The following is a 24,450-nucleotide window of genomic DNA, read 5'->3' as shown; positions in this document are numbered from 1 at the left end:
AGAAGAGATGGTGGAAAAGGTTCCCATGACTTCGATGGGCTACGCCGCGTTGGAGAACGAGCTCAAGCAGCGCCAATCGGTGGACCGTCCGCGCATCATCGAACATATCGCGGAAGCGCGTTCGCATGGCGACCTGTCCGAGAACGCGGAATATCACGCCGCCAAGGAAGAGCAGTCTCACAACGAGGGCCGCATCGCCGAGCTCGAGGACAAGCTCGCGCGCGCCGACATCATCGATGTGACCAAGCTCTCCGGCGACACGATCAAGTTCGGCGCGACGGTGACCCTGATCGACGAGGATACCGAGAAGAAGGCGGTCTGGCAGATCGTCGGCGAGGTCGAGGCGGACGCCAAGAAGGGCAAGATCTCGATCACCTCGCCGCTGGCGCGCGCGCTGATCGGCAAGAAGATGGGCACCACCGTCGAGGTCATGGCGCCCGGCGGCGCCAAGTCCTACGAGATCGCCAAGGTCGAGTGGCGCTGAGGACCCGAGGCACCGGAGCGGTGCCTGTGACCGTTCGGACGAAACCAAGGGCTGCGCGAAGGCGCGGCCCTTCGTCGTTTGGCCGGCCGCACTGCGGCACAATGGCGTTCGGCAGCACACGGTCAATTCATCGGACTGCAGGCCACACGCCGGTGACGGGCTTTCAGGAATGAGCTAGTGCAGAACCGACGAGCCGTGCCGGGAGGATGGGTCCGGTCAGTCGCATCATGATGGCTTTGATTGGGGGATGATCGACATGGAGCAGATGTTCTCGAAATGGCAACCGGCTGTGCTCAGCCTGTTTCGCTTCGTCACGGGCCTGTTGTTGTTTCAATACGGCGTGGCGAAGATCTTCAAGTTTCCGGCCGTGGACATGTTTGCCAAAGTTGAGCTGCTGTCGCTGTACGGTGCGGCCGGTTCGCTCGAACTGGTGCTCGGCGGATTGCTGATCCTTGGGCTGTTCACGCGCCCGGTCGCCTTTATCCTGTCCGGCGAGATGGCCTTCGCCTATTTCATTGGCCACTTCCCGAGAGGTTTCTTCCCGGTCGTCAACAACGGCTCGCTGGCGATCGCGCTCTGCTTTGCCTGCCTCTATCTGACGACCTCGGGCGGGGGTTCGATCAGCCTGGACGCGCTGCTGCGCAAAAAGAACTGAACTCTCTCGCGTCCTGTTCGCTTCGCGACCTCGAGCTTCCGGGTTCAGCCTTGGCGAGGCTGGCCCGGAAGGACAGCCGGGCCTAGCTGCGCCCCTTGACCTCGAGCGGCACCGCCGCCTCGTATTTCGAGTTGTGCAGCACCAGGGACGTTCGCACGTTGCGCACGTGAGGTGCCGCCGTCAGGTGGGTCACGAACTCCTGAAACGTCGCCATGTCCGGTGCCACGCATTTCAGGATGAAGTCCACCTCGCCGGACAGCATCCAACATTCCCGCACCAGCGGCTCGGACCGCACGAACTCTTCGAACGCCTTCAGGTCGGCGTCCGCCTGGCTCGACAGGTGGACCGAGGCGAACACGGTCACGTCGAAGCCGAGCTTGCGCGGGTCGAGCAGGCCCCGGTAGCCGGTAATGTAGCCTTCCTCCTCCAGGGTCCGCACCCGGCGCAAGCAAGGCGGCGGCGAGATGCCGACCCGCTTGGCGAGCTCGACATTGGTGATCCTGCCGTCGGCCTGAATTTCACTCAGGATTTTGAGATCGATCTCATCAAGATTCTTGGACACGGGGATTGTGGGCTCTGGCGGAACAGGAGGAGGCGCAGGGGCGCCGGGAGACGATGGGCAACTCTCTTAGCGCAAGCCGGTCAATTCGCGCAATTTTATTACTTTAGATTTCCCCTGTTGACCGGGTCGTGAAGGGAAAATTCGCCGAGATGCGTTGCAATTCTTGCATAGCTTGCCAGATGGCTTAGACTTGGATTTGACATTTTCGATGGGGCTTCGGAGCGTTTCTTCCGCGCATTCCGCTCGCTGCGTCGTTAATCCTCCCTTTTCCAACGAGTCTTCGGCCACATGCAAGCTCCGATCCATGCCAAAGTCGTCATCATCGGTTCCGGCCCTGCCGGCTATACGGCGGCGATCTACGCGGCACGAGCTATGCTGGAGCCGGTGCTGATCCAGGGCATCCAGCCCGGCGGCCAGCTCACCATCACCACCGACGTGGAAAACTATCCGGGATTTGCCGACGTCATCCAGGGTCCCTGGCTGATGGAGCAGATGGAGAAGCAGGCGACGCATGTCGGGGCCCAGATCAAGACCGACCTCGTGACCAAGCTGGAGCTGGGGCAGCGTCCGTTCCGCCTGACCTGCGACTCCGGTGACGTCTACCTCGCCGAGACCGTCATCCTGGCGACCGGCGCCCAGGCGCGCTGGCTCGGGCTGCCGTCGGAGGAGACCTTCAAGGGCTTCGGTGTCTCGGCCTGCGCGACCTGTGACGGCTTCTTCTATCGCGGCAAGGAAGTCATCGTCGTCGGCGGCGGCAACACCGCGGTCGAGGAAGCGCTGTTCCTGACCAATTTCGCCTCGACCGTCACCGTCGTGCACCGGCGCGACCATTTCCGCGCCGAGCGCATCCTGCAGGAGCGGCTGTTCAAGCATCCCAAGATCAAGGTCGTCTGGGACAGCGCCCTCGATGAGATCTGCGGCGCCAGCTCGCCATCCAAGGTCACGCATGTCCGACTCAAGAACGTCAAGACCGGCGCGCTCACCGAGCTGCCCGCCGACGGCGTCTTCGTCGCGATCGGCCACGCGCCAGCAACCGAGCTGGTCGCGGGGCAACTGAAACTGAAACCGTCCGGTTATGTCGAGGTGATGCCGGGCTCGACCGCGACCTCCGTTCCCGGCGTGTTTGCAGCCGGCGACGTTGCCGATGAAACCTATCGGCAGGCGATCACCGCAGCCGGCATGGGCTGCATGGCCGCCCTGGAGGCCGAACGCTTCCTCGCCCACGCCGCGAGCGAACGCGCCGCGGCGGAATGAACTGACGATGCCACGATCACGGGATGGATTTACGGATATGGATTGGGACAAGCTGAAGGTGTTTCACGCAGCGGCGGAAGCAGGCAGCTTCACGCATGCCGGGGAGCAGCTCGGGCTGTCGCAATCGGCGGTGTCGCGCCAGGTCAGCGCGCTCGAGCAGGAGCTCGCAGTCTCGCTGTTCCACCGCCACGCCCGCGGACTGATCCTGACGGAGCAAGGCGACCTCCTGTTCCGAACCGCGCATGACGTCTTCATGCAGCTGCAGGCGGCGCGCGCCAAGCTGACCGACAGCCGCGAGCGCCCGAGCGGCGACCTGAAGATCACGACCACGCCGGGCGTCGGCATCAACTGGCTGATCCCGCGACTCGGCGAATTCACCGCGCTCTATCCGGAGATCCGGATCTCGCTGATCGTCACCGACGAGGAGCTCGATCTGTCGATGCGCGAGGCCGACGTGGCGATCCGCACCCGCAAGCCGACCCAGCCCGATCTGATCCAGCGCAAGCTGTTCGCGATCAGCTTCCACGCCTATTGTTCGCCGGAATATGTCAAGCGCTTCGGCACGCCGCGCACCCTCGACGAGCTCGATGATCATCGCATCATCATGCTGGCCGACGGCCAAGTCGCCCCGCACCTCCAGAACCGGAGCTGGCTGGTCGATGCCGGCCGCAACGGATCCGGTCCGCGCGAGGCCTATTTCAGGGTCAACAACATCCTCGGCCTGGTCCGCGCCTGCCAGCAAGGCCTCGGCATCGCCGCGCTGCCGGACTACCTCGTCGAGGAAAACAGCCGTCTCGTGCAATTGTTCGGAGAGTCGGATTCGATCCAGCTCGACACCTACTTCGTCTATCCCGAGGAATTGAAAACGGTCGCACGCGTTCAAGTGTTCCGTGACTTCGTCGTGAGCAAAGCGCAGCGCTGGCCGGCGTGAGATTGTGCATGTCTGACATGCGGCTTGCATGGTTGCTGCGACGCCATTGAGCCCATACTGAAGTTGTGCTGAGCGTTGGCGTTGCGCATTGTCCCCCTCCTCCAGTGGCGCGAGCGTTCAGAAATCCCTCTTGGAAGGTGATTGTGTCGGCCTCGTTGGCCAGTACCTCCAGCCGGGCTCATTTGGGCCCGGCTATTTTTTTGCCGAATGTTTCCGTGTCGTGCCCGATGCGGCGTTGACAGCATCGCCTGCACCGCGCATCTAGATCGCATGTCCACGTCTTCGCACGCCAAGCTGTCGTCGAAAAAAGCTCCCCTCCCGGGGACATGTGGACGCGCGCGCTAGAATCTCTCGAATTCACCGCCGCATCACCAGCCCCGCCGCGAGGACGGGGCTTTTTTGCGTGTCCCGTCTCCGGCTCCTGCTACCCAAGGAGATGGACCATGACCAACATTACGACCCGACTGCAGGGCCTCTGGCTACCCCTGATCACGCCGTTCCGCGATGGCGCGCTCGACGAGCCATCCTTACGCAATCTGGTTCGGCACTACGCCGCCAAGCCGATCGATGGACTGGTGCTCGGTGCCACGTCAGGCGAAGGACTGGCGCTGTCTTGGGACGAGCGCGCCCGCCTGATCAGCGTGGTCCGGGACGAGCTCGACGCCACCGGCCGGTCGCTGCCGATCTGTCTCGGTGTCGGCGGCGTGGCGACGGCCGAGGTGAGCGAATCGCTCGACCGAACCGCGGAATGGCCGATCGACTTCTATCTGATCTCGAGTCCGCCTTACGTGCGCCCGTCGCAGCGCGGCCTGCTGGCGCATTTCACCGCATTGGCTGACCGCACCACCCATCCGATCGTGCTCTACAACATTCCCTATCGCTCGGCGGTCGGCCTCGACAACGAGACGCTGCTGCGGCTCGCGCAACATCCGGCCGTCGCAGGCCTCAAGGATTGCTGCGCCAATCGCATGCAGACGCGCGACTTGATCGCACGCCGACCGCCCGGATTTCGCATCCTCACCGGCGAGGACGCCCAGAGCTTCGATGCGCTGCAGGCCGGTGCCGACGGCGCCATCCTGCTCTCGGCGCATCTGGAGACCGAGACGTTTGCCGCAATCTTGCAGCACGTAAAGGCCGGCCGTCACGACGCGGCAGCAGCGTGCTGGGCGCAGGTCGAGGATCTCACGCGGCTGCTGTTCACCGAGCCGAGCCCGGCCCCGGCCAAGTACTGGCTGGCGCGAACCGGCATCATCGCGAGCCCCGACGTGCGACTACCTATGGTGGAGATCGGTGCCGGCCTTGCCGTACGCCTCGACCAGGAGATCGAGCGCCGCACGGCGACAAGGACGCAGAGCTGCGTCGCCTGAGCGCTCCCCGAAACGATCGTCGGACCGAGAGACGAAGCCGCAGCGCGGCCGCGGGCCACATCGGAGACCACGGAGGCCGACACCTCCGTGGTTAATCCGAGCTAACAAACGCGATCAAAAGCGGCGCAGTCCGCAACCTCGTGTTTAAAGATGTTCCGCTATGGATGTTGAAAACGTCAAAGAGCGCGGGGGCGTCGTGGCTTTGCAGGATCATCCATACCCTGAGCATCAGGGATTCAGCGTCGAAGACATTCTCTGGGCGGTCGGGATCTGGTCCGTGATCCTGACCCTGACGCCGGCTATCGCCTTCTATTTCCTGATGGTCGCCTGACCTCGCCGCGCCCTCTCGCGCGGCGCGAAATCGGCACTCACGCGAGATCGTGTGACCCGACGCAAAAAACGCGCGGAAGACCGCGCGTCGATGCCTCATCTGATGCCGCGATCAGGCCGCCTGCTTGTGCATGGCGCCGTTAGCCGACACGGTCCCGCGAATCGCCCGCACCGAGCGCTCGATCGCAGCCCAGAGGCGCGCGATCTCGGCTGCGGCACGCCCCTCCGCATAATATTCACGCACGCCTTCGCCCTGGCCCAGCGCCATCAGCAGATCGGCGCGGTTGGTGATCTGGCCGCCCCACACCGGCGCCTTGAACTTCGCCAGCGCCTCCCGGGCGATGGTCACGATCGGGCTTTCGGCATCGTCGCGGCGCGCCGGTGCGCCATTGAGAACGACCGCGTAGGGCTTGCGCGCGGCGCGGCAGGTCTGGATCGTCTCCTGCACCGCGTTGACGTCGAACACGCCAGGGCGGGCCGGGATGATCACCATGGTCGCGTTCTTGATCGCATCCTCGACGACGGCCGAGATGGTCGGCGGCGTATCGATCAGCACCCACTCGACGCCGTCACGGCGGGCGGCGGACACGATCGCGCTCACCGAGTTCACGGCCGTCTTGATCGGCGGCTCGTTGGTGCCGCGCAGCTTGTGCCAAAGCGTCAGCGACCCCTGAGGGTCCGCATCGATGAGCAGACTAGACTTGCTCGACTTGATCTGCGCAGCGAGATGGGCGGCCAGGGTGCTCTTGCCTGAGCCGCCCTTACGCGATGCGAAAACAATGACGTTCATACCTTGGCCTCCAGATTGACCCCGGCAGCGAAAATGAATCAGCGGACTGATTCGCGGAAGAAAAATTTAGCGATTAATAAGACGTAACTCCTGATTGCCGAAACGGATTGGTTTTTGAGTCACACCAAAGCAGGCAAAACAGCAGATCCGGCCGCGATGTTCGACAACATCCGGTCATGCCCCATCGCATTTACATGTTGAGGCTGCGCATCGAGGTGCGCATCCAGGGACCTCGGTCATTCCGAGTGCCGCCAAATGCGGCCATCGGCATCGCTCAAGTCGCGTCCGGTCGCGTCCACTTCTTCGCTTTGCCGGCGCGCGCAGTGACCGGCTTGGTGACAGGACGAATGCTCATCGGCCGTTCCGCGCGGCCAGATGACGCTGCCTGGCGCTGCGGTGGCCCGAAATGGGCGCGGCATGGCGGCGACAGCTCGGCCTTGCGGCGGACCATGCAGGCGGTGACACGATCGACGTCGGGAATGTCGGAACTACAAAGCCGGAACGCATCGCCCGTGCACGCCTGCTCCTGCTCGGGGGTATAGGCCCGTGCGGTTACGGGGACTAACAGCGCGGCTACTACGATCAGTACGGCAGAGATGCATGGATCGAGATCAATCCCTCTCATCGTCCCCTCCCCCTCGTTGCCGCAAAGTGTGATTGAAGGAGACAGGATTCGCAAGCAACAGCGCCACGCCGCGCTTCTGATCCGGCGCAGCAAACCGCAAGCGAGCGCACGCCCCGGCGATATATCCGTCGAAATACGGAGACCGGGCTCAGGCTTCCGCACAGCTCTGCGCACACGCCCAGTCTACAGCCATACGCGAGAGGTCGCGACAGGGCTACAAATCACGGTGCACGATCAACCGGGCGCGGAGCAGGGATAGAGGTGAGCTTGCGAACGGCACAGCAATGGTCCTGGCCATGGTACAGTTGGGTGGGCTCGAACCACCGACCTCCTGTTCCACAGACAGGCGCTCTAACCAACTGAGCTACAACTGCATCCGCCATGGACTGCCCGCGAGGGGGCGTCCGAACGGGCCGGAAACTAGGTGCAACGGGCCAATTTGGCAAGGCCGAGAACGGATAAAGTCCCCGGCCATGCCGGCGTTTTTTGACGCTGTTTCGGCCCGAGTGAGCCCCCGTTCAAGCGGGAGCCCAGAAAGCATCGAACCCGGCCGCAACGCGTCCGGGTCCTGGATCTTCCGCTGGCCTCACCGGCACACGGCCGGACCGCGCACCTGGCTCGAATCAGGCCGGCCTCAGGCCGCCGTCTTGAACAGCTTGCTGGCGCTTTCCTTGATCGGCTCGACCGTCTCGGCCGCAACCTTCTGGCCGAGCTCGCCGAGCTCCTTGGCCTGGGACGTGAAGGTCTCGAACTGCTTGCGCGCGAAACCGGTCCACAGCTCCATCGCCTCCGACGGCGACTTCACGCCGAACAGCTCCTGGGCGAAGTCGAGCGAAGCCGTCGTATTGGCCTTCGTAAATTCCATGACCTTGGACGAGTAGACGCCGGCGCCCTTGCTGGCGTTGGCGAAGAAGGCCTCGATGGCCGAATTGTGCGTTTCCGCAGCGTCCTTGAACTTGGCGTAGTTCTCACGGGCCTGCGACACGCCTTTTTCGGCGAGCGCGCGCACCTGCTCGGGAACCTCAAACGGGATGATGGACGCGGAGAACGGATCGGTGGCATTGGTCATGGCATGTATCCTTCGAAACATTGAGACTGGACCGTCCCGGCAATCGGGAAGTCACTTCGGATCACGCAGAGGAACCGCCCCTGGGAGGTAACAACCTCGCGTAGAGCTATATCGTGTCGTTTTTGTGCAACGCAATGGAAATTCCATTATCAGGAACTCCTTGTCGCGTCCGCTTCCAGAATTTACGGGAGCGGAGAACGTCCCCTCAGGCCTTGGGCTTGGCGGTGTCGATCGCAGCCTTGCCGATGGCCTGGCCCATTTCGCTTGCCTGTTCGGTGAGCGACCGCATCTGGCCCTGAACAAATTCGCTGCGAAGCCGCAGCACCTCGGGCAGGTCCTTGGCGTGCACCAGCGATTGGGCGTAGTCGAGCGATGATTGAACGTTCCTTTCGGCATAGGACAAGACCTTGGCGCCGATGTCCTTGGCCCGGCCCGCACCGTCGCGCTGCGCTGTTCGAGCGAGCCTGCCGTCGCCTCCGCTCCAGCCAGGAGCTGCTCGAACGTCTGACGTGCCTGATCGAAGCCTGCCTCCGCCATCGCTCGCATGTCTTTCGGAATCTCGAATCGTCGCCCGTCGTCGGTCATGGTTCCCCGGCGTCCCGATTGGCTTCGCCCGCAGCGCCTCGTCTCGAAGCGGCCGTCCCCGCTGCCTACGCAACTCGTGGTCCCCAACGGGGGGATTGCAACGAGCCATGCCCGGGTTCGCCGCAATTCCGTGCGCTGCGCTCACGAGGAACACATTAAGGTTATCCAAGCTTTAGCAGGACAGGAGTATGGCCCCGCCGTGGACCTTGGCCCTCAAAACGCGCGATAGTAACGAATTCTTAACGCCACCAGTTCCGGCCGCCGATCAACATCACAAGAGCCGTTCGCCGTCGTCGCCCATGACCTACGCCGATCTCGAATTGCAGGCCCTCAGCGACCCCCGGCTGGCTGTCCACGCCGCCGGCAGTCTGCCGGCTTGGCTATGGTCGGCCGATGGCAGCCGTGTGCTGTGGGCCAATGCGGCCGGTGCACGCGCCCTCGGCGCGGCGAGCGCAACGGCGCTGATCGCGAAGACGCTCGGCCCCGCCGACGCGCATCGCCGCCAGGTCGCTCAATTGGGACGGCGTCTGCCCGAGACCGGCGCCTTGCGACTCGAACGCCTCCGTGGCTTCGGCGCGCCGCTCGGCACGCTCGCGACCTGCGGCTGCACCAGGATCGATCTGCCGGATGGCACGCGCGCGGTGCTGATCACCAGCACCGACGGGGGCGGACGCAGCGTCCCGCTGGCGGAACGCCTGAAGCGGCTCGTGGAAGCCAGCGGACATGCGCTGATCGCATTCACCCAGGATGGCCAGTTCGCCGGCATCAGTGCAGCCGGACGGCGCCTGTTTGGCACGCGCGACCTGAGCGAGCCGGATTTCGCCGAGATCCGCAGAGCGGCGCTTATCGACGGCATGGCCAAGGTGACGTTCGGCACCGAGCGCGCAGCGCTCTACCGCATCGGCAGCGGCAACCAGGTCGGACTGGTGGCCGTCCCGATGCCGGCCCTAGCCGACGGGATGGAGGCGCCAGGCTCGGCGCAGACATCAGAGCCAACCGCAGATGCCGCCCCCGCATCACCAGCCCCCGCGCACGTTGCCGCTGGGCCCGTGGTCGTGATTTCGCCTCCTCTTCCGGTGGATGCAATGACTGAACGCCGAACCGAATACGAATCCCCCGCGCTGTCGAACGAAGCGCCGGCCGAATTCCTGCTGATCGACGATCAGGCCAACGCCGACCTGTTCGAGGCGCCGGTGCCGGTGCCGCAAACGACGGATGAGACGCATCCTGCCGAGTCCGACGCGGCGGAGCCTTCAGTCGGCCGCCGCCACCCACTCCGGTTTTCCTGGCAGATGGATGCCGAGGGACGATTCTCGATCGGCTCCGACGAATTCACCCGCCTGATCGGGCGGCACAGCGCCGCCAAGCTCGGCCGTCCCTGGCATGAGCTCACTGCATCGCTAAGCCTCGATCCAGACGGGCGGGTCAGTGCGGCGATCGAAACGAAAGAGACCTGGAGCGGGCTCGTCGTCAGTTGGCCCGCGGACGGCGAGCGGCTTGCGGTCGAATTGTCGGGACTGCCTGTCCTGACGGAGGACAGGACCCATGCCGGCTATCGCGGCTTCGGCGTCTGTCGCGACCTCGACGCTCTCGACCGGCTGGCCGCACTGCGTCGCCCCGCATTGGCCGATGCAGACGCGGCCGATGCTCCGGACGCCGACGAAACCGAGCCTGCCCAATCCGACCATGTGCAGGCCGCAGATGTGCCGCCGCAGCAGGAGAACGTCACTGCGTCATCGCGTGAGGCTTCCATTGCGGCGGACGTACACCACATCGACGGCATCGGGCTCGAAACGACCGGGAACGTGGTCCCGTTCCGCGCTCCGGGCGAGTCCAAGCATCCGGTGCTCACGCCGGTGGAGAACAGTGCGTTTCATGAACTCGCGCGTCAGCTGTCGGCCCGGCTCGAAGGCGAGATCCGCAACTCAGCCGCGGACGTCGCGAGTACGGCGTTCGAGCCGGGATCGCGCGTGAGCGATCCGTTGGTCCCGCCGCAGCAGCAGACCCCATCGGCAACGGAAACGGCGACCGATCATGGCGCGGGGCTGCAGACCGAATGGCTCATCCCCGAGGAGCCGCCGGCCCAGGGCGACAGCCAGCGCGACCGCATCCTGCTCGACCTGCTGCCAACGGGCATGCTGATCTACCGGCTCGATCGCCTGCTCTATGGCAATCCGGCCTTCTTCAGGCAGATGGGCTACGCCGACCTTGCGGCCCTGGAGCAGGCGGGCGGGCTCGATGCGCTCTATGTCGAGCCGGGCGTGTCGTCAGCGTCGAACAAATCCGAGGCCGGCACCCCCGTCACGATCTCGGCAGCCGACGGCTCCTCCAGCGAGGAGGTGAAGGCGGAAGCCCGCCTGTTCACGATCACCTGGGACGGCGATACCGCCCATGCCCTGATCTTCGCTCCGGTGCCCGGAACCGCGGCCGCGGTTCCGACGGCGACCGACGCTGCACCGATGCCGGTGCCGGCCTCGGCTGCACCAGCCCCCCTGGTCGTGGCCCCGCCTCCGGCCGCCGGCCACGCCGAAGCCGAAGACCTTGCGGCGATCCTCGACGTCACAGCCGAGGGCATCCTGATGTTCGACGCCGGCGGCAACATCCACGCCTGCAACCGCAGCGCCGAGGCGCTGTTCGGTCACGACGGCGCGGCGCTGGTGCGCCGTAACCTGATCGAGCTGTTCGCGCCGGAAAGCGCCCGCCTAGTGCTCGATTACCTCGACAGCGTGCAGCAGGCCGGCGCGTCGAGCGGGCTCGATCAGGGCCGCGAGGTGCTCGGGAAGATCGCTCAGGGCGGCCTCATTCCGTTGTCGATGGCAATTGGCCGGACCAGGCCCGACGGTCCGAACTTCTTTGCCGTGTTCCGCGATCTGTCGCAGCTCCACCGCGGCGAAAGCGAGTTGCTGCAGGCTCGTCGCGTGGCCGATCGGGCCGCCAACGCCAAGGCCGACATGCTGGCTCGGATCAGCCACGAAGTACGCGCGCCGCTGAACGCGATCATCGGCTTTGCCGAGGTGATGATCGGCGAACGGTTCGGCACGATCGGCAACACCCGCTACGCCGAATACATGAAGGACATCCGCACCTCGGGCGAGCGCGTCGTCTCCCTGATCGACGATCTGCTGGAGCTGTCGCGCATCGAGACCGGCAAGCTCGAGCTCGCTTTCACCAGCCAGAATCTCAACGAACTGGTGGAGAGCTGCGTCGCAGCGATGCAGCCGCAGGCCAACCGCGCCCGCATCATCATCCGCACCTCGCTGTCGCAACTGCTGCCGCCGGTCATCGCCGACGCCAGGGCGCTGCGCCAGATCGCGATGAACGTGATCTCGGCTTCGATCTCGCTGGCCAATCCCGGCGGCCAGGTCATCGTCTCGACCGCGCAGACCGATTTCGGCGAGGTCGCGCTGCGCGTCCGCGACACCGGTCATGGCCTGAACGATCAGGAGGTGGCTGCGGCGCTCGAACCGTTCCGTGCGCCCTCGGCTTCCGAGCAAGGCTCCGATGGCGCCGGTCTCAGCCTGTCGCTCACCAAGGCGCTTGTCGAAGCCAACCGGGCGCAGTTCCATATCAAGGCCGCGCCGAAATCCGGCACGCTGATCGAGGTGGTGTTCTCGCGCGCCATGGCGCGCAATCAGAGCACCGGCTGAACCGATCCTGCCCGGCGTACGGCCAGCGCACGCCGCTTGAGACCGAGCAGCAGCGGACCGAACGCCAGAACGAAGCCGGCGAATGCGACCACCCAGGCAAGCGCCGCGACGTGTAGCAGCACCTCGGTATGCGCCGGCGCCAACACGGCGCAGACCCGCGTGACCGCTGCGACGATGATCGCCAGATAGATCACCTGGGTCGCGGGCGCGGCCGTCAGCGCCTGGCCGGTGTGGCCGAGCGTGGCCCGCGTCATCACTGCAAGCGTCGTGATGCCGGCGGCCCCGACCATCCAGGCGTGCAGCCCGGCGCTTGGCAGAATCCATCCGAGGCTAGCGGCCGCCGTGAGCAGGAAGCCGAGCGGGACGAACACGTAGCCGACATGCAGGATGACCAGCAGCCGTTCGCGCAAGGTGCGATCGCCGGCCCAGCGCGCAAGCCTCACCACATGCAACAATCCGGCCGCCGTGAGCGCAAGCGCGGTCGGCGCGCTCTCAGGAACCAGAATCCAGCCGAGCAGGCTCAGCGCACTGAACAGCACGACGGCGATGTCGAAGCGGCCGAACGGCGCCGGCAGCCGGCCGGGATTGTGCTTGACCAGCCAGTTGCGGGTGAAGCTCGGCGTGATGCGGCCGCCGATCAGTGCGAGCAGCAGCACGATCACGGCAACACCGACGCGAATGGCGTAGTCGGCCGAGCCGCGCAGATGAGCCTCGACATGGAACGCGATGTTGCCGGCGCACAGCACCGCGACGATTGCGACCACCGGCAAATTCCGCCAATTGCGCCCGGCGACGATCTCGCGCGCGGCGGCCAGAACGACAAGCATGAGGAAGCTCGCATCGATCAGCAGCGCGGCCCACCAGGGGCCCAGCGCGGACATCGTGACGGCCAGTCGTCCGGCCATCCACACGATCACGAGGGTGAGCAGCGGCAGGCCCCGGATCGGCAGACGTCCGGTCCAGTTCGGGATCGCCGTGAACAGGAAGCCAGTGACGATGGCCGGCAAATAGCCGTAGAGCATCTCGTGCACGTGCCAGTCGCGGGGAGCGAAGCCGGAGCTCAGCTTCAGCTCGCCGTAGAAAGCCGGGACCCAGATCAGGATCGCCAGCGCGGCCTGGAGCGCGCCCAGCAGAAAGAACGGCCTGAACCCGTTGGCTAGAACGGTCCAGCCCTGATAATTGCGTGGAATGGCCATGTGCATGCTCGTTGGATGGTCGACCGGAACCGCGCCGATCATGGCGCCCTATCCCATATGTAGTTGCGTACTGCGGACGACCGCTTGCGCCAGCACAAACTTCCGACGGATCGCAAAAACGTGCTATTGAGCGCCGCAAAATTGAGCCGAATCCGGCCCCGGAGAACACCATGGCTTCCATCGACCGTTCGCTGGTCGCGCATCTGCCGCTGTTTGCGGGGCTGTCCGCGGAGGATCTCACGGACGTGCTGCGGGAAGCCCGCTCCCTTCGCGTCCCCCGCAACGGCGCAGTGTTCGAGCAGGGCGCCGATGCGACCTCGTTCTTCCTGCTGCTCCACGGTCATGTCCGCGCCAGCAAGACGACGCCCACCGGCGACCAGATCGTGGTGCGCTATGTGGTGCCAGGGGACACGTTCGGCGTCGCCCCCGCCATCGGTCTCCAACATTATCCGGCGACAGCGACCGCCGTCGACGACAGCATCGTGCTGGCCTGGCCGTCCGCCTCATGGCCGCGGCTGGTCGCGAAGTTCCCGTCGCTGGCGGCGAACACGCTGCAGACGGTCGGCCAGCGGCTGCAGGAAACCCATGCGCGCGTGATCGAAATGTCGACGCAGCAGGTGGAGCAGCGCATCGCGCATGCCCTACTCCGGCTCGCCAACCAGGCCGGCCGCAAGCTCGATCACGGCGTTCAGATCGACTTCCCGATCAGCCGGCAGGATATCGCCCAGATGACCGGAACGACCCTGCATACGGTAAGCCGCATCCTCTCGGGCTGGGAGCAGCTCGGCCTCGTCGAAAGCGGACGTCAGAAGATCGTGCTGCGCGAGCCGCACAAGATCGTGCTCCTGGCGCAGCAGAACGCCGGTGACGCGGCCGCGTCGCGGACCTGATCACGCGCAGGCACACAGGGCCGCGAGGAACGCGTCGGGATCGACGCCGTGCTCGTGGCAGGCATCCGCGACGTTGTGAAAACAGGCGATCGGGCAACCGACGCAACGCATCTGGAAAGCAAGAAAGACGCGGATCGTCTCCGGCCTTCGCCGCATGACGTCGTCGACCAGTTCATCGAAGGAGATTGGCATGCGCGCCTCCATTCCAGCTCGAATGGTAGCGGGCATGCCCTTGGCAGTCTTTGTCGCGGCACAAGCACCGCGGCAGCTGGCCGGTCAGACCGCCCGGCTGTGCAGCTGCTTCGACGCGTCGAGATGCGCATCGAACGCCGCAGCGACGCTGCGCACCAGGAACCGGGAATGCTCGGTCACCGCGAGCGCACCGCCGTTGAGCTCGACCACACCGTCGGAGATCAGCGATTGCAGCCGCGGCGCCGATCTCAGCATGTCGTCGGTGTCCGTGCCATGGCGGGTGCAGATGACGTCGAGGTCCACGCCGTAGTCGCACATGATGCGCTCGATGATGTCGGCCCGTAGGCGGTCGTCATCCGTCAGTCCATAGCCTTTCACGGTCGCGAGGCTGCCGGACGCGATCTTCTGCTCATAGGCCCGGACCTGCGGCGCGTTCTGGACATAACCTTGCGGCAGTTGCCCGATCGCCGAGGCGCCGAACCCGAGCAGCAGATCGTTGGCATCGGTCGTGTAGCCCTGGAAATTGCGATGCAGCCGGCCTTCGCGGAACGCGATGGTCATCGGGTCGGTGGGCAAGGCGAAATGATCGAGCCCGATCTGGACGTAGCCTGCGTTCTTCAGCGCATCAGCGATCGCACAGGCCTGATCGTAGCGTTCCAGACTGTCCGGCAGCGCCGAGTCCTGAATCTTGCGTTGGTGCGTCTTGAACGATGGCACATGAGCGTAGCCGAACACGGAGAGCCGGTCGGGGCGCAGGTCGATGGCGCGCCGGACGGTGTCGAGACAGGACGCCACGCTCTGATGCGGCAGCCCGTAGATCAGGTCGAAATTGATGCCGGCAACGCCGGCCTGGCGCAATCCATTCGTGGCCGCCGCAGTCTGCTCGAAGCTCTGTACCCGGTTGATGGCCTGCTGCACCCGCGGATCGAAGCTCTGCACGCCCAGGCTGGCGCGATTGACCCCGCTCACCCCCAGCGCGGCGATCATCTCCGGCGTCAGCGTGCGGGGATCTATCTCGATGGCGATCTCCGCCGATGGCAGCACGAAAAATGAATGACGCAGCGATCCGACGAGATCCACAAAGGACTCCGGCGCCATGATGGTGGGCGTGCCGCCGCCGAAATGAATGTGCCCGACCTGCAGCCGCCGGCCAATCTGGCGCGCCACCATGTCGATCTCGCAGCGCAGTGCCGATTCGTAGACCGCAATCGGCTCGTCGCGCTTGGCGACCATGGTGTTGCAGCCGCAATACCAGCACATCGAGCGGCAGAAGGGCACATGCAGGTAAAGTGATGCCGTCGCGCTCGCCGGTATCGCGCGCAGCCATTCTGCGTAGGTGGACGGGCCGACCGCGGCGGAGAAATGAGGCGCCGTGGGATAGCTGGTGTAGCGCGGAAGGCGCTCCTGTCCGTAGCATGCCGCAAGATCTGGTCTCATGTCCTGCCTGTCACCTGAGCGTGTCGACCTGGGGTTCGGAGGTCCTTGACATAAGGCAAGAGGGGCGGCCTTGAGCTTTCTCAAGGCGCAGCCGGCAGATGCCCCGTTGGATAACCAGTAGAACGCCGGTTATCGCCCCGGACTTTGCGCTTCCTCAAAGTGGCCGGCTCATTTCACATCATCAGTGATTCATTGACGATTCGAGGAAAACCGCAATGGAAGCTCTGCAACTGCTGATCCGTTCATTTGCTCTCCTCGCCGGCATCCGCGGCCATATCCCCCAGTCCGACGGATTCGAATCGTTCCGCGACGAGTCGGGGCCGACAGGCCTGCTCGGCAATATCGCCATGTTCATGACCACGATGTTTTGCCTCGCGGCGGCAGTGGCCTTCGCCGCGTTGCTGGCGGTGCGCTGGCTGAGCTGACGAGTTTGGTAGCCCATCGTCGACCGGGGCAATGCCTTGAACCTCGCATCCTAGTGCTCGCAACTGTCCTGCCATCTCGGCAAACGGATGGATCATTTCTCCGCGCGTAGTTGCGCGAGGACAGTCCAGCCCCCTTTTGCTCCGCCCCCGTCCGGACTCCCCAAGAACTACTCGCCGATGCAACTCATTCGCGCGCTGCGCTGGCGCAGCCGCGCCAATTTCGCTCCGAACCCGCCATCGCATTCCGCAAATGCGAAGTTGCTTGTTGCAGCACAAACAAGCCGGGTTCCAACGAGAGCATGATGATTGCGGCACTACAACAGATCCAATGAAGGAGCGATCCATGTTGACCCGCCGCACCGCCATGTTCAGTGCAGCCATCGCCGCGATGATGCTTGCGGCTCCCGCGATGGCCGAGGACCTCAAGCTGCCGCGCCAGAAGGTCGATCTGGTGGCTCCGCCGTTCGTGCATGCGCACGAGCAGGCGACGAAGCAGGGGCCCAAGATCATGGAGTTCAAGCTCGTGGTCCAGGAGAAGAAGATGGTGATCGACGAGAAGGGCACCACCTTCCAGGCCATGACGTTCAACGGCTCGATGCCGGGCCCGCTGATGGTGGTCCATGAGGGTGACTATGTCGAGGTGACCCTGGTCAATCCCGCGACCAACAGCATGCCGCATAACATCGATTTCCACTCCGCGACCGGAGCGCTGGGTGGCGGCGCGCTGACCCTGGTCAATCCCGGCGAGCAGGTCGTGCTGCGCTGGAAGGCGACGCGGACCGGCGTGTTCGTCTATCATTGCGCCCCAGGCGGACCGATGATCCCCTGGCATGTCGTCTCGGGCATGAACGGCGCCGTGATGGTGCTGCCGCGCGACGGCCTCAATGACGGCCGCGGACACGCGTTGCGCTACGATCGCGTCTACTACATCGGCGAGCAGGACCTCTACGTCCCGCGCGACGACAAGGGCAACTTCAAATCCTATGACTCGCCCGGCGAGGCATATAGCGACACCGAGGAGGTCATGCGCAAGCTCACGCCGACCCATGTGGTGTTCAACGGCAAGGCCGGCGCGCTCACCGGAAAGAATGCGCTCACGGCCAATGTCGGCGAGAACGTGCTGATCGTGCACTCGCAGGCGAACCGCGACAGTCGTCCGCATCTGATCGGCGGCCACGGTGATTATGTCTGGGAGACCGGCAAGTTCTCCAACGCGCCGGAGACCGGGCTCGAGACCTGGTTCATCCGCGGCGGCTCCGCCGGTGCCGCGCTCTACAAATTCCTGCAGCCCGGCATCTACGCCTACGTCACCCACAACCTGATCGAGGCGGCCAATCTCGGCGCAACGGCCCATTTCAAGGTCGAAGGCAAGTGGAATGACGACCTGATGATGCAGGTGAAGGCCCCGGCCGACATTCCGACCGGCACGACGAACTGATCGGCCCAGGGGGCCGGCATGTCCGGCCCCCCACTCTTCTCAGTGTGCTGCCATGCTGCTCGCTTTCAAGATCAAGCTCACCCTCGCCTGCGTCGTCGGATTGGCTGGCCCGACCACAATGGCCCCGATCCTTGCAGGGCTGCCAGACCGCGCCGCCGGTCTCGACGGCCCCGCCCTCACCGAGATCGCACCTGGGACGATCAGCTACCGCGACTCCGGCGACCATCTCCGCAACGGCCGCCAAGCCGAAGCTCCCATCGTGACGGTCCGCTTTGATCATCCGCTGACCATGATGACGAACCAGGTCAGTGCCGCCGACTACCACGCCTGCGTCGAAGCCCATGCATGCCGCGCGCTCGATCGCGACGTCCTCATCGCCATCGATCGTCCGGCGGTACAGGTAAGCTGGCACGACGCCGTTGCCTACGCCGAGTGGCTCTCGCACAAGACCGGCGATAGCTATCGGCTGCCGACCGATACCGAGTGGGCCTATGCGGCCGGGAGCCGATTCAAGGACGATGGCATCTCGATCGACAACGCCGATCCCTCGCGGCGCTGGATCGCCCGCTACGAACGGGAAGCCGCCCTGCAAGACGATCCCAAGACGCGCGGCTTCGGCGGCTTCGGCATCAACGAGCACGGCATTGCCGACCTCGCGGGCAATGTCTGGGAATGGACCTCGACCTGCTTCACACGCAAGCTGCAGGATAGTGCCGGTCGCGTCATCAAGACCGTCAGCAATTGCGGCGTCCGTCTGGCCGAAGGCGCGCATCGAGCCTACGTGACCGACTTCATCCGCGATGCGCGCGCCGGCGGCTGCGCCTCCGGCACGCCACCTGCCAATCTCGGTTTCCGGCTTGTCCGCGATCAACCCTCATGGAGCCGCAGCATGACGCGACGCCTCGGCCGGCTACTCGGCGCCATCCGCGCCTGACATGCTCGGCCTCCATAAGTCCGCTCGAAAAGTGCACTCGAAGCACGCTTGCCTGCAACCTACGCCGGCGCCGGATCGACGGTGCCCTGACACTGGCACAAATGACAGTCACGTAAAACAACTTTCGGTTGCGAAATCTGAGTTGCAAACGTTAGACAATTGCCGTTGAGCGACGCGATGAGCGGACCAGGAGGCGAGTGTGATTTCTCGACATCCGCCGGTCTTCTTCACGTCCGACCTGCATGGTTACGGGATCGGCAACACCAGCTGGTTCGACGACGATTCGCCGAGCGCACTGGCTGGACGCTGCCTCATCGACGCGCTCGAATATCTGCGGACGTCGCCCAAATTCGCCGCCAAGGACTGGCACGTGGTGAATGCGGGCGCGGCGCGTCTCGTGCACCAATGTCTCACGGACGGCGCGCTGGCGCGCAGCGATATTCTCGATCGCGTGGCTCCCGCCATCGAACGGGTTTGCGCACGGATCGTCGCGAGCCGCCAATATCGCATTCCGTTCTATGGCGACGACTTCTGGGACTGGGCCAGTGTGGTCGACGGTTTGTGCGAGGTACAGCAGGTTTCGGTGACCGCGGCCCAGGTCGCAAGACGCGAGCTCGACCAGTTTCGTAGGACCGTCCACATCCGCATGCCGAGCGGTCTCTCGGTCGGCGACCTCGAGCACGAATGGTTCGGACCGGCGATCGCAACACGCGCCTATCGTCTGCTGGATTCCCGCGCATCGGGAATAGATCCCGACCTGCGCAACGAGTTGCAGGCGCAATCGCTCGAACGCATCGAGCGCGGCAGGTATCGCGGACGGCAGGTGACGCCGTGGCAATTGAGCTGGCACTACGGTCAGGTCGTCGGCGAATTCCAGCGCGCCGCAAGCGAGCAGGCGGCCGAGCTGGCTGATTTTGCCTGGCTCGCCGTTCCCCTCGAACTCAGCAAGCGCGCCCAAGTTCTCGCGCGCATCCTGCAAGGCGCCTGCGCGGTGAAGGACCGCAGGACCGTCCTGCAGGCCTTCGAAGAGCTCTATCGCTGCGAGACACCCGGCCGGCCGCTCGGCCAGGGCGTGATCGGCGCCGACATCGAGGCCTCCCTGGACGTGCTCGAAGCGCTGTGGCAGCAGCTCGACGGTCGTGAGAAGGCCAGCATCAACGCGATGCTCGACGCGCTGCGATTTCTCCATGCCAAAGCCAACACGATCGGTTTCGTGGTCGAAACGCCGGAGGATATCGAAGCCCTGGTCCAGGCGATGGGCCCGGGCACGCTGATCGAACAGCGCAACGCGGCGCGCGCCATCATCAGGCATTCCTGCTTCCATGCAGTCGTGTGCCTCGGGCGATCGATCGCCGAGGTGGCGAGCGCGGCCGCAGTGGCGATCGAAGAGCATGGGGCGCAGTGGCTGATCATGCCGGGACGGGCCGACGCCCTGGGAGCGAATCTCCCGCAAGTGGCCCGCGGCCCGCGATTCGTCGGCGCCGGCCCCGGCGATCTCGTCATCGCCACCTCGGTCGCGCCATTCCGGATTCAGATCAAGCTGCGCGACGCGCTCAGCATGGCCGAGCCGCCCTCGGTCGATGACAGCGGAATGATCATTCCGGCCGATCCCGAGCTTTGCCGCCTCGCGCACGAGGCCGCAAATGGCATGCTGGACGACATCGACGTGTTCTTCGAAGGAATGACAGTGACGTGCGATGGCGACGGCACCGACGCCGAAATCTCGGCGGCGTTTCCAGGCGCGCTTGCGACGGATGACACGGCCTATGCGATGGGACTGATCTGCCTCGGCCGCAGTGTGCCGTGCCTGATCATTCAGGGGTTGGCGGAGACGGCGCCGCCCGCTGCTGCGAGCCGGGCGCGGCATGCGGCATGCCGGCTCGCCGTCAAGGTCGCGGAGATGCTCTGCCGGCGCTGGTAGTCGCGCCCTCAGGCATTCTTGAGCGCGACCCGGAACTCGGCTTCGGTCTTGGCCTTGACCTCGTCGAGCGTCACGCCATCGGCGAGCTCGATCAGGGCCATGCCGTCATTGCCATGCTTGTCGATCGTGAACACCGCCAGATCGGTCACCACCATGTCCACGACGCGCTCGCCGGTCAGCGGCAGCGTGCACTGCTTGAGCAGCTTCGGACCGTCCTTGGCGCTATGCTCCATGACCACGACGACGCGCTTGACGCCGGCGACGAGATCCATCGCGCCGCCCATGCCCTTGACCATCTTGCCAGGGATCATCCAGTTGGCGAGGTCACCGTTCTGGGCGACTTGCATGGCGCCGAGGATCGACAGGTCGATGTGGCCGCCGCGGACCATGGCGAAGGAATCGGCTGACGAGAAATAGCTGGTGATCGGCAGCTCGGTGACGGTCTGCTTGCCGGCATTGATGAGGTCGGGATCCTCCTCGCCCTCATAGGGGAACGGACCCATGCCGAGCATGCCGTTCTCGCTCTGCAGCGCCACGTCGACGCCCGGCGGGATGTAGTTCGAGACGAGCGTCGGAATGCCGATGCCGAGATTGACGTAGTAGCCGTCCCGCAGCTCCTTGGCGGCGCGCGCCGCCATCTGCTCTCGCGTCCAGGCCATCAGACTTCCTCCCCGGCTGCAGCGGCGGCTTCACGTTTGCGCACGGTACGCTGCTCGATGCGCTTCAGTTCGGTTCCGACCTGGATGATGCGTTTGACGAAGATGCCGGGCGTATGGATGTGGTCGGGATCGATCTGGCCGGCCGGCAGCAGGTGCTCGACCTCCGCGACCGTCACCTTGGCCGCAGTTGCCATCATCGGATTGAAGTTGCGCGCAGTCTTGCGGTAGACGAGGTTACCGGCGGTGTCGCCCTTCCAGGCGTGCACGATCGCCAGATCGGCAAACAGGCCGCGCTCCATCAGATATTTCTCGCCGTCGAACTCCCGCACCTCCTTGCCCTCCGCGACCAGCGTGCCGACGCCGGTCTTGGTGAAGAAGGCCGGGATGCCGGCGCCGCCGGCGCGGATGCGCTCGGCCAGGGTGCCCTGCGGGCAGAATTCGAGCTCCAGCTCGCCGGCCAGATATTGCTGGGCAAACAGCTTATTCTCGCCGACATAGGACGAGATCATCTTCTTGATCTGCCGCGTCTCCAGCAGCCGGCTGAGGCCGATGCCGTCGACCCCGGCATTGTTGGAGATGACGGTGAGGTCCTTCACCCCGGACTCGCGAATGGCGTCGGACAGGGTTTCTGCGATGCCACAAAGACCAAACCCACCCGACATGATGGTCATGCCGTCCTTGAGGAGGCCAGCAAGGGCGGATTTGGCGTCCGGATAGACCTTGTTCATACGGGAATGACCTGCTGCAGAGCGGCGATCGCGCGGATATCGACCGGATTATTAGGCGAAATCTTCGCAATGCGTCAATGATGCCTTCCCAACGCGCACATCCTGCTTTAGCTGTCGCACCAGCCTGCGCCTCCGAGGCGATCCGGAGTCCGGGATATCAGGGCTCCGCCGCAATCCGGCCACACCGGCGGCATGGCCTTGAAAGCGTCAAGAAAGCGCATCAAGTTGTTGATGTTGGCAGGGGTTTTCGGCGCACCCTGCCCATCCCGAGTAACCAGCGATCCGACGATCCCAGGACATGTCCGTGACCATGGCCCAAGGAATGAGGCGCCTCGGCACACCGATCGCGGTGCTGCTGGGCATCGCGTTCGTGGGCCTGCTGGCGAGCTCCTGGCTGGTCAATCGCGAGGCATTGCGGCAGGCGGTGGAGAGCCAGATCCGCGCCGTGACCGGGCTCGAGCTCGTTGTCAAGGGACATATCGACGTCTCCTTGTTTCCGGGCAGCTATGTCTCGTTCCACGATGTCGGTCTGAAGGGCAGCGGCACCGAGGATCCGGCTCTGCGCGTCGACGTGCTGACCGCCAATCTGCAATTGCTGCCGCTGCTGTTGCAGCGGTTCGAAATCGCCGACGTCATGATGCTGCGGCCGCAGATCAACGTCAGCCGCGAGGCCGACGGCAACAGCAACTGGACCCCCTTCATCGAGACCATCGCGCGCACGATGCGCCCGGGGCCCGACAGCCAGATGTCGTTCTCCGAGATCCGCATCCAGGACGGCATCCTGGTCTACGAGGACACCGGCCATCATGCTTCCGAGCGGCTCGACGATATCGACCTGTCGCTCGCCTGGCCGTCGATCTCGCGCTCGTTCGCGGCGACCGGACAGTTCGATTGGCGCGGTCAGCGCATCGAGGGCTCCATCAGCGTCAGCGACTTCCTGGCTGCGTTGTCGGGAGACCGGTCCGGCTTGAAGATGCGGCTCGCCAGCCCGCCGCTGAAGGTCGCCTTTGACGGCACGGTCGCGAATCGCACCAGCGCGCTGATGGAAGGTACGCTGACGGTGGACAGCCCGTCGCTCCGCGACGCGCTGCGCTGGACCGGGCAGACGCCGCTCGGCGGCGGCGGCTTCGGGCGCTTCGCCTTGCGTGCGCGCGCCAACGTGGTCGGCGCCTCGATCGCCCTCACCAATGTCAATGTCGAGCTCGACGGCAACACCGCCGAGGGCGTCATGACCTACGCCAATAACGGCCGGCAGACGCTGCAGGCGACGCTGGCGGCCGACGCGCTCGACTTCACCCCCTACATTTCGACGATCCGGCTGCTGGCCAATGGGGCCCGCGACTGGAATCGGCAGCTCTTCGACCTCAAGGCCTTGTCCACCACCGACCTCGACATGCGGCTATCGGCCGCAAAGGTCACGGTCGGCTCCTCGAAAATCGGACGCACAGCGTTCGGCGCCAACCTGCGCAACGGCGTGCTCGCCCTCTCGGTCGGCGAGGCGCAGATGTATGGCGGCATCGTGCGCGGCTCGTTTGGGATCGCCCGTGCCGACACCATGGCCGACGTGAAGGCCGAGCTGCAATTCAACGACGTCGATCTGCAGGCCTGCGCCAACGAGATGTTCGGCGTGTCGTCGCTGTCGGGACGCGGCAATCTCAACGTCTCGCTGACGGCTTCGGGCTCGAGCCCGTTCGGGCTCGCCCAGTCGCTCGATGGCAGCGCCAACCTGCAGGGCCGCGAGGGCGCGATCTCCGGCTTCAACGTCGAGCAGCTCCTGAGGCGCCTCGAGCGCAGCCCGCTGTCGCGCGGCGGCAATTTCCGCTCCGGTTCGACGCCTTACGACTCGCTGACGATCGCGGTCAAATTCTCCGAGGGCATCGCGACCGCCGAGGACATCCGCGTCGAGAGCCCGACCGCGCGCATCACCATGACCGGCACGGCCTCGGTGCCGACGCGGGAATACGATTTCAAGGGCGTCGCGAGCCTGCTGTCGTCAGGCAATGGCAGCAACGGCTTCGAGCTGCCTTTCGTCGTCCAGGGCCCCTGGGAAGATCCGCTGATCTTTCCCGATCCGGAAAGCCTGATCCGCCGCGCCCCGGCCGCCGCCCCGCTACTCGATGCGGTCAAGGACCGCAAGACGAGGGATGCGGTGCGCTCGGTGCTGGAACGATTCACCGGCGGCGGATTGCGCCCGGCCCAGCCGGACAACGTGCCGCAGGCTGACGCTCCGACAGGCGACACTCCCACCAAGCAGAACTGACCAACGCGGCTTGCTTCGCGTGCCGATACACGGCCGCCGCCACGACCTATGTCTGATATATTACTTCTGGA

At 64.9% G+C, this 24,450-nt stretch carries 22 protein-coding genes, 1 tRNA gene and 1 pseudogene; 13 read left to right on the top strand and 11 right to left on the bottom strand.

Going from position 1 to position 24,450, the window contains the following annotated elements:
- Positions 1–7 precede the first annotated feature (7 nt).
- Positions 8–484: a transcription elongation factor GreA gene (greA, locus tag QX124_RS01200; RefSeq protein ID WP_315736372.1), complete on the top strand. Its 477-nt coding sequence runs from the start codon at positions 8–10 to the stop codon at positions 482–484.
- A 256-nt stretch (positions 485–740) separates the two neighbouring features.
- Positions 741–1,139 carry a DoxX family protein gene (locus QX124_RS01195; protein WP_315777725.1) on the top strand — a complete coding sequence of 133 codons (399 nt, stop codon included), beginning with the start codon at positions 741–743 and terminating at the stop codon, positions 1,137–1,139.
- Positions 1,140–1,221: 82 nt separating this feature from the next.
- Here QX124_RS01195 and QX124_RS01190 read toward each other — a convergent pair whose 3' ends face one another.
- Entirely contained in the window at positions 1,222–1,701 is a 480-nt protein-coding gene (locus tag QX124_RS01190) for an Lrp/AsnC family transcriptional regulator (protein ID WP_015664493.1), read from the bottom strand.
- A 288-nt stretch (positions 1,702–1,989) separates the two neighbouring features.
- Between QX124_RS01190 and trxB the strand changes: the two genes are divergently transcribed.
- The 4 genes from trxB to QX124_RS01170 all read left to right on the top strand — a co-directional run bounded on the left by trxB (position 1,990) and on the right by QX124_RS01170 (position 5,584).
- Positions 1,990–2,955: a thioredoxin-disulfide reductase gene (gene trxB / locus QX124_RS01185; protein ID WP_315736370.1), complete on the top strand. Its 966-nt coding sequence runs from the start codon at positions 1,990–1,992 to the stop codon at positions 2,953–2,955.
- A gap of 7 nt (positions 2,956–2,962) precedes the next feature.
- Positions 2,963–3,886 (top strand): LysR family transcriptional regulator, encoded by a 924-nt coding sequence (locus QX124_RS01180; RefSeq protein ID WP_315717522.1) that lies wholly within the window; start codon positions 2,963–2,965, stop codon positions 3,884–3,886.
- 443 nt (positions 3,887–4,329) lie between these two features.
- Positions 4,330–5,253, top strand: a complete 924-nt coding sequence (locus QX124_RS01175; RefSeq protein ID WP_315777726.1) for a 4-hydroxy-tetrahydrodipicolinate synthase — start codon at positions 4,330–4,332, stop codon at positions 5,251–5,253.
- A 160-nt stretch (positions 5,254–5,413) separates the two neighbouring features.
- Positions 5,414–5,584, top strand: coding sequence for a hypothetical protein (locus QX124_RS01170; protein WP_315777727.1), 171 nt, complete (start codon positions 5,414–5,416; stop codon positions 5,582–5,584).
- A gap of 111 nt (positions 5,585–5,695) precedes the next feature.
- On the opposite strand, the gene QX124_RS01165 is transcribed toward QX124_RS01170, so the two are convergent.
- The 5 genes and pseudogenes from QX124_RS01165 to QX124_RS01145 all read right to left on the bottom strand — a co-directional run bounded on the left by QX124_RS01165 (position 5,696) and on the right by QX124_RS01145 (position 8,652).
- Positions 5,696–6,373: a ParA family protein gene (locus QX124_RS01165; RefSeq protein WP_315736367.1), complete on the bottom strand. Its 678-nt coding sequence runs from the start codon at positions 6,371–6,373 to the stop codon at positions 5,696–5,698.
- 274 nt (positions 6,374–6,647) lie between these two features.
- Positions 6,648–6,998 (bottom strand): hypothetical protein, encoded by a 351-nt coding sequence (locus tag QX124_RS01160; protein ID WP_315795813.1) that lies wholly within the window; start codon positions 6,996–6,998, stop codon positions 6,648–6,650.
- 297 nt (positions 6,999–7,295) lie between these two features.
- Positions 7,296–7,372 (bottom strand) — tRNA-His (locus tag QX124_RS01155).
- Positions 7,373–7,632: 260 nt separating this feature from the next.
- A complete protein-coding gene (locus QX124_RS01150; protein ID WP_315736365.1) occupies positions 7,633–8,067 on the bottom strand; it encodes a phasin in 435 nt (144 codons plus the stop codon).
- Between the two features lie 205 nt (positions 8,068–8,272).
- Positions 8,273–8,652: pseudogene (locus QX124_RS01145) on the bottom strand (phasin).
- Between the two features lie 299 nt (positions 8,653–8,951).
- On the opposite strand from QX124_RS01145, the gene QX124_RS01140 reads away from it, so the two are divergent.
- Positions 8,952–12,299, top strand: a complete 3,348-nt coding sequence (locus tag QX124_RS01140; RefSeq protein WP_315795811.1) for a PAS domain-containing sensor histidine kinase — start codon at positions 8,952–8,954, stop codon at positions 12,297–12,299.
- Here QX124_RS01140 and QX124_RS01135 read toward each other — a convergent pair.
- Entirely contained in the window at positions 12,284–13,495 is a 1,212-nt protein-coding gene (locus QX124_RS01135; RefSeq protein WP_315795809.1) for an NnrS family protein, read from the bottom strand. The genes QX124_RS01140 and QX124_RS01135 overlap by 16 nt on opposite strands.
- A gap of 170 nt (positions 13,496–13,665) precedes the next feature.
- Here QX124_RS01135 and QX124_RS01130 point away from each other — a divergent pair, with 170 nt between their 5' ends.
- Entirely contained in the window at positions 13,666–14,385 is a 720-nt protein-coding gene (locus QX124_RS01130; RefSeq protein WP_315756082.1) for a Crp/Fnr family transcriptional regulator, read from the top strand.
- Here QX124_RS01130 and QX124_RS01125 read toward each other — a convergent pair whose 3' ends face one another.
- Both QX124_RS01125 and hemN read right to left on the bottom strand, forming a co-directional pair.
- Complete coding sequence (locus QX124_RS01125; protein WP_409997646.1) at positions 14,386–14,589, bottom strand: DUF1858 domain-containing protein; 204 nt, start codon at positions 14,587–14,589, stop codon at positions 14,386–14,388.
- Between the two features lie 72 nt (positions 14,590–14,661).
- Positions 14,662–16,014 carry an oxygen-independent coproporphyrinogen III oxidase gene (gene hemN, locus QX124_RS01120; protein ID WP_315736361.1) on the bottom strand — a complete coding sequence of 451 codons (1,353 nt, stop codon included), beginning with the start codon at positions 16,012–16,014 and terminating at the stop codon, positions 14,662–14,664.
- Between the two features lie 215 nt (positions 16,015–16,229).
- Here hemN and QX124_RS01115 point away from each other — a divergent pair, with 215 nt between their 5' ends.
- From QX124_RS01115 to QX124_RS01100, 4 genes are all read left to right on the top strand, one after another.
- Positions 16,230–16,439, top strand: coding sequence for a hypothetical protein (locus QX124_RS01115; RefSeq protein WP_315736360.1), 210 nt, complete (start codon positions 16,230–16,232; stop codon positions 16,437–16,439).
- 343 nt (positions 16,440–16,782) lie between these two features.
- A complete protein-coding gene (nirK, locus tag QX124_RS01110; protein ID WP_315736359.1) occupies positions 16,783–17,877 on the top strand; it encodes a copper-containing nitrite reductase in 1,095 nt (364 codons plus the stop codon).
- Between the two features lie 52 nt (positions 17,878–17,929).
- Complete coding sequence (locus tag QX124_RS01105; protein WP_315795805.1) at positions 17,930–18,811, top strand: formylglycine-generating enzyme family protein; 882 nt, start codon at positions 17,930–17,932, stop codon at positions 18,809–18,811.
- Positions 18,812–19,010: 199 nt separating this feature from the next.
- The gene (locus tag QX124_RS01100; RefSeq protein ID WP_315795803.1) at positions 19,011–20,732 is read left to right on the top strand and encodes a hypothetical protein; all 1,722 of its coding nucleotides are present in this window, start codon (positions 19,011–19,013) and stop codon (positions 20,730–20,732) included.
- A gap of 8 nt (positions 20,733–20,740) precedes the next feature.
- Here the strand turns inward: QX124_RS01100 and QX124_RS01095 are convergent, their stop codons facing one another.
- On the bottom strand, positions 20,741–21,391 hold the full coding sequence (locus QX124_RS01095) for a CoA transferase subunit B (protein WP_315736356.1): 651 nt from the start codon (positions 21,389–21,391) through the stop codon (positions 20,741–20,743).
- On the bottom strand, positions 21,391–22,119 hold the full coding sequence (locus tag QX124_RS01090; protein ID WP_315736355.1) for a CoA transferase subunit A: 729 nt from the start codon (positions 22,117–22,119) through the stop codon (positions 21,391–21,393). Before QX124_RS01090 ends, QX124_RS01095 begins: the two co-directional genes overlap by 1 nt.
- Before the next feature lie 298 nt (positions 22,120–22,417).
- Between QX124_RS01090 and QX124_RS01085 the strand changes: the two genes are divergently transcribed.
- A complete protein-coding gene (locus QX124_RS01085; protein ID WP_409997645.1) occupies positions 22,418–24,379 on the top strand; it encodes an AsmA family protein in 1,962 nt (653 codons plus the stop codon).
- Positions 24,380–24,450 lie beyond the last annotated feature (71 nt).

Origin of the sequence: Bradyrhizobium sp. SZCCHNRI3043 (genome assembly GCF_032377735.1) — a bacterium.
GTDB lineage: Bacteria > Pseudomonadota > Alphaproteobacteria > Rhizobiales > Xanthobacteraceae > Bradyrhizobium.
This window is presented reverse-complemented; position numbering and strand designations above follow the sequence as displayed.

Excerpts from the sequence above, each read along its gene's own strand:
- greA (WP_315736372.1), top strand. The coding sequence starts at position 8 with ATGGTGGAAAAGGTTCCCATGACTTCGATGGGCTACGCCGCGTTGGAG.
- QX124_RS01195 (WP_315777725.1), top strand. The coding sequence starts at position 741 with ATGGAGCAGATGTTCTCGAAATGGCAACCGGCTGTGCTCAGCCTGTTT.
- trxB (WP_315736370.1), top strand. The coding sequence starts at position 1,990 with ATGCAAGCTCCGATCCATGCCAAAGTCGTCATCATCGGTTCCGGCCCT.
- QX124_RS01180 (WP_315717522.1), top strand. The coding sequence starts at position 2,963 with ATGCCACGATCACGGGATGGATTTACGGATATGGATTGGGACAAGCTG.
- QX124_RS01175 (WP_315777726.1), top strand. The coding sequence starts at position 4,330 with ATGACCAACATTACGACCCGACTGCAGGGCCTCTGGCTACCCCTGATC.
- QX124_RS01170 (WP_315777727.1), top strand. The coding sequence starts at position 5,414 with ATGGATGTTGAAAACGTCAAAGAGCGCGGGGGCGTCGTGGCTTTGCAG.
- QX124_RS01165 (WP_315736367.1), bottom strand. The coding sequence starts at position 6,373 with ATGAACGTCATTGTTTTCGCATCGCGTAAGGGCGGCTCAGGCAAGAGC.
- QX124_RS01160 (WP_315795813.1), bottom strand. The coding sequence starts at position 6,998 with ATGAGAGGGATTGATCTCGATCCATGCATCTCTGCCGTACTGATCGTA.
- QX124_RS01150 (WP_315736365.1), bottom strand. The coding sequence starts at position 8,067 with ATGACCAATGCCACCGATCCGTTCTCCGCGTCCATCATCCCGTTTGAG.
- QX124_RS01140 (WP_315795811.1), top strand. The coding sequence starts at position 8,952 with ATGACCTACGCCGATCTCGAATTGCAGGCCCTCAGCGACCCCCGGCTG.
- QX124_RS01135 (WP_315795809.1), bottom strand. The coding sequence starts at position 13,495 with ATGGCCATTCCACGCAATTATCAGGGCTGGACCGTTCTAGCCAACGGG.
- QX124_RS01130 (WP_315756082.1), top strand. The coding sequence starts at position 13,666 with ATGGCTTCCATCGACCGTTCGCTGGTCGCGCATCTGCCGCTGTTTGCG.
- QX124_RS01125 (WP_409997646.1), bottom strand. The coding sequence starts at position 14,589 with ATGGAGGCGCGCATGCCAATCTCCTTCGATGAACTGGTCGACGACGTC.
- hemN (WP_315736361.1), bottom strand. The coding sequence starts at position 16,014 with ATGAGACCAGATCTTGCGGCATGCTACGGACAGGAGCGCCTTCCGCGC.
- QX124_RS01115 (WP_315736360.1), top strand. The coding sequence starts at position 16,230 with ATGGAAGCTCTGCAACTGCTGATCCGTTCATTTGCTCTCCTCGCCGGC.
- nirK (WP_315736359.1), top strand. The coding sequence starts at position 16,783 with ATGTTGACCCGCCGCACCGCCATGTTCAGTGCAGCCATCGCCGCGATG.
- QX124_RS01105 (WP_315795805.1), top strand. The coding sequence starts at position 17,930 with ATGCTGCTCGCTTTCAAGATCAAGCTCACCCTCGCCTGCGTCGTCGGA.
- QX124_RS01095 (WP_315736356.1), bottom strand. The coding sequence starts at position 21,391 with ATGGCCTGGACGCGAGAGCAGATGGCGGCGCGCGCCGCCAAGGAGCTG.
- QX124_RS01090 (WP_315736355.1), bottom strand. The coding sequence starts at position 22,119 with ATGAACAAGGTCTATCCGGACGCCAAATCCGCCCTTGCTGGCCTCCTC.
- QX124_RS01085 (WP_409997645.1), top strand. The coding sequence starts at position 22,418 with ATGTCCGTGACCATGGCCCAAGGAATGAGGCGCCTCGGCACACCGATC.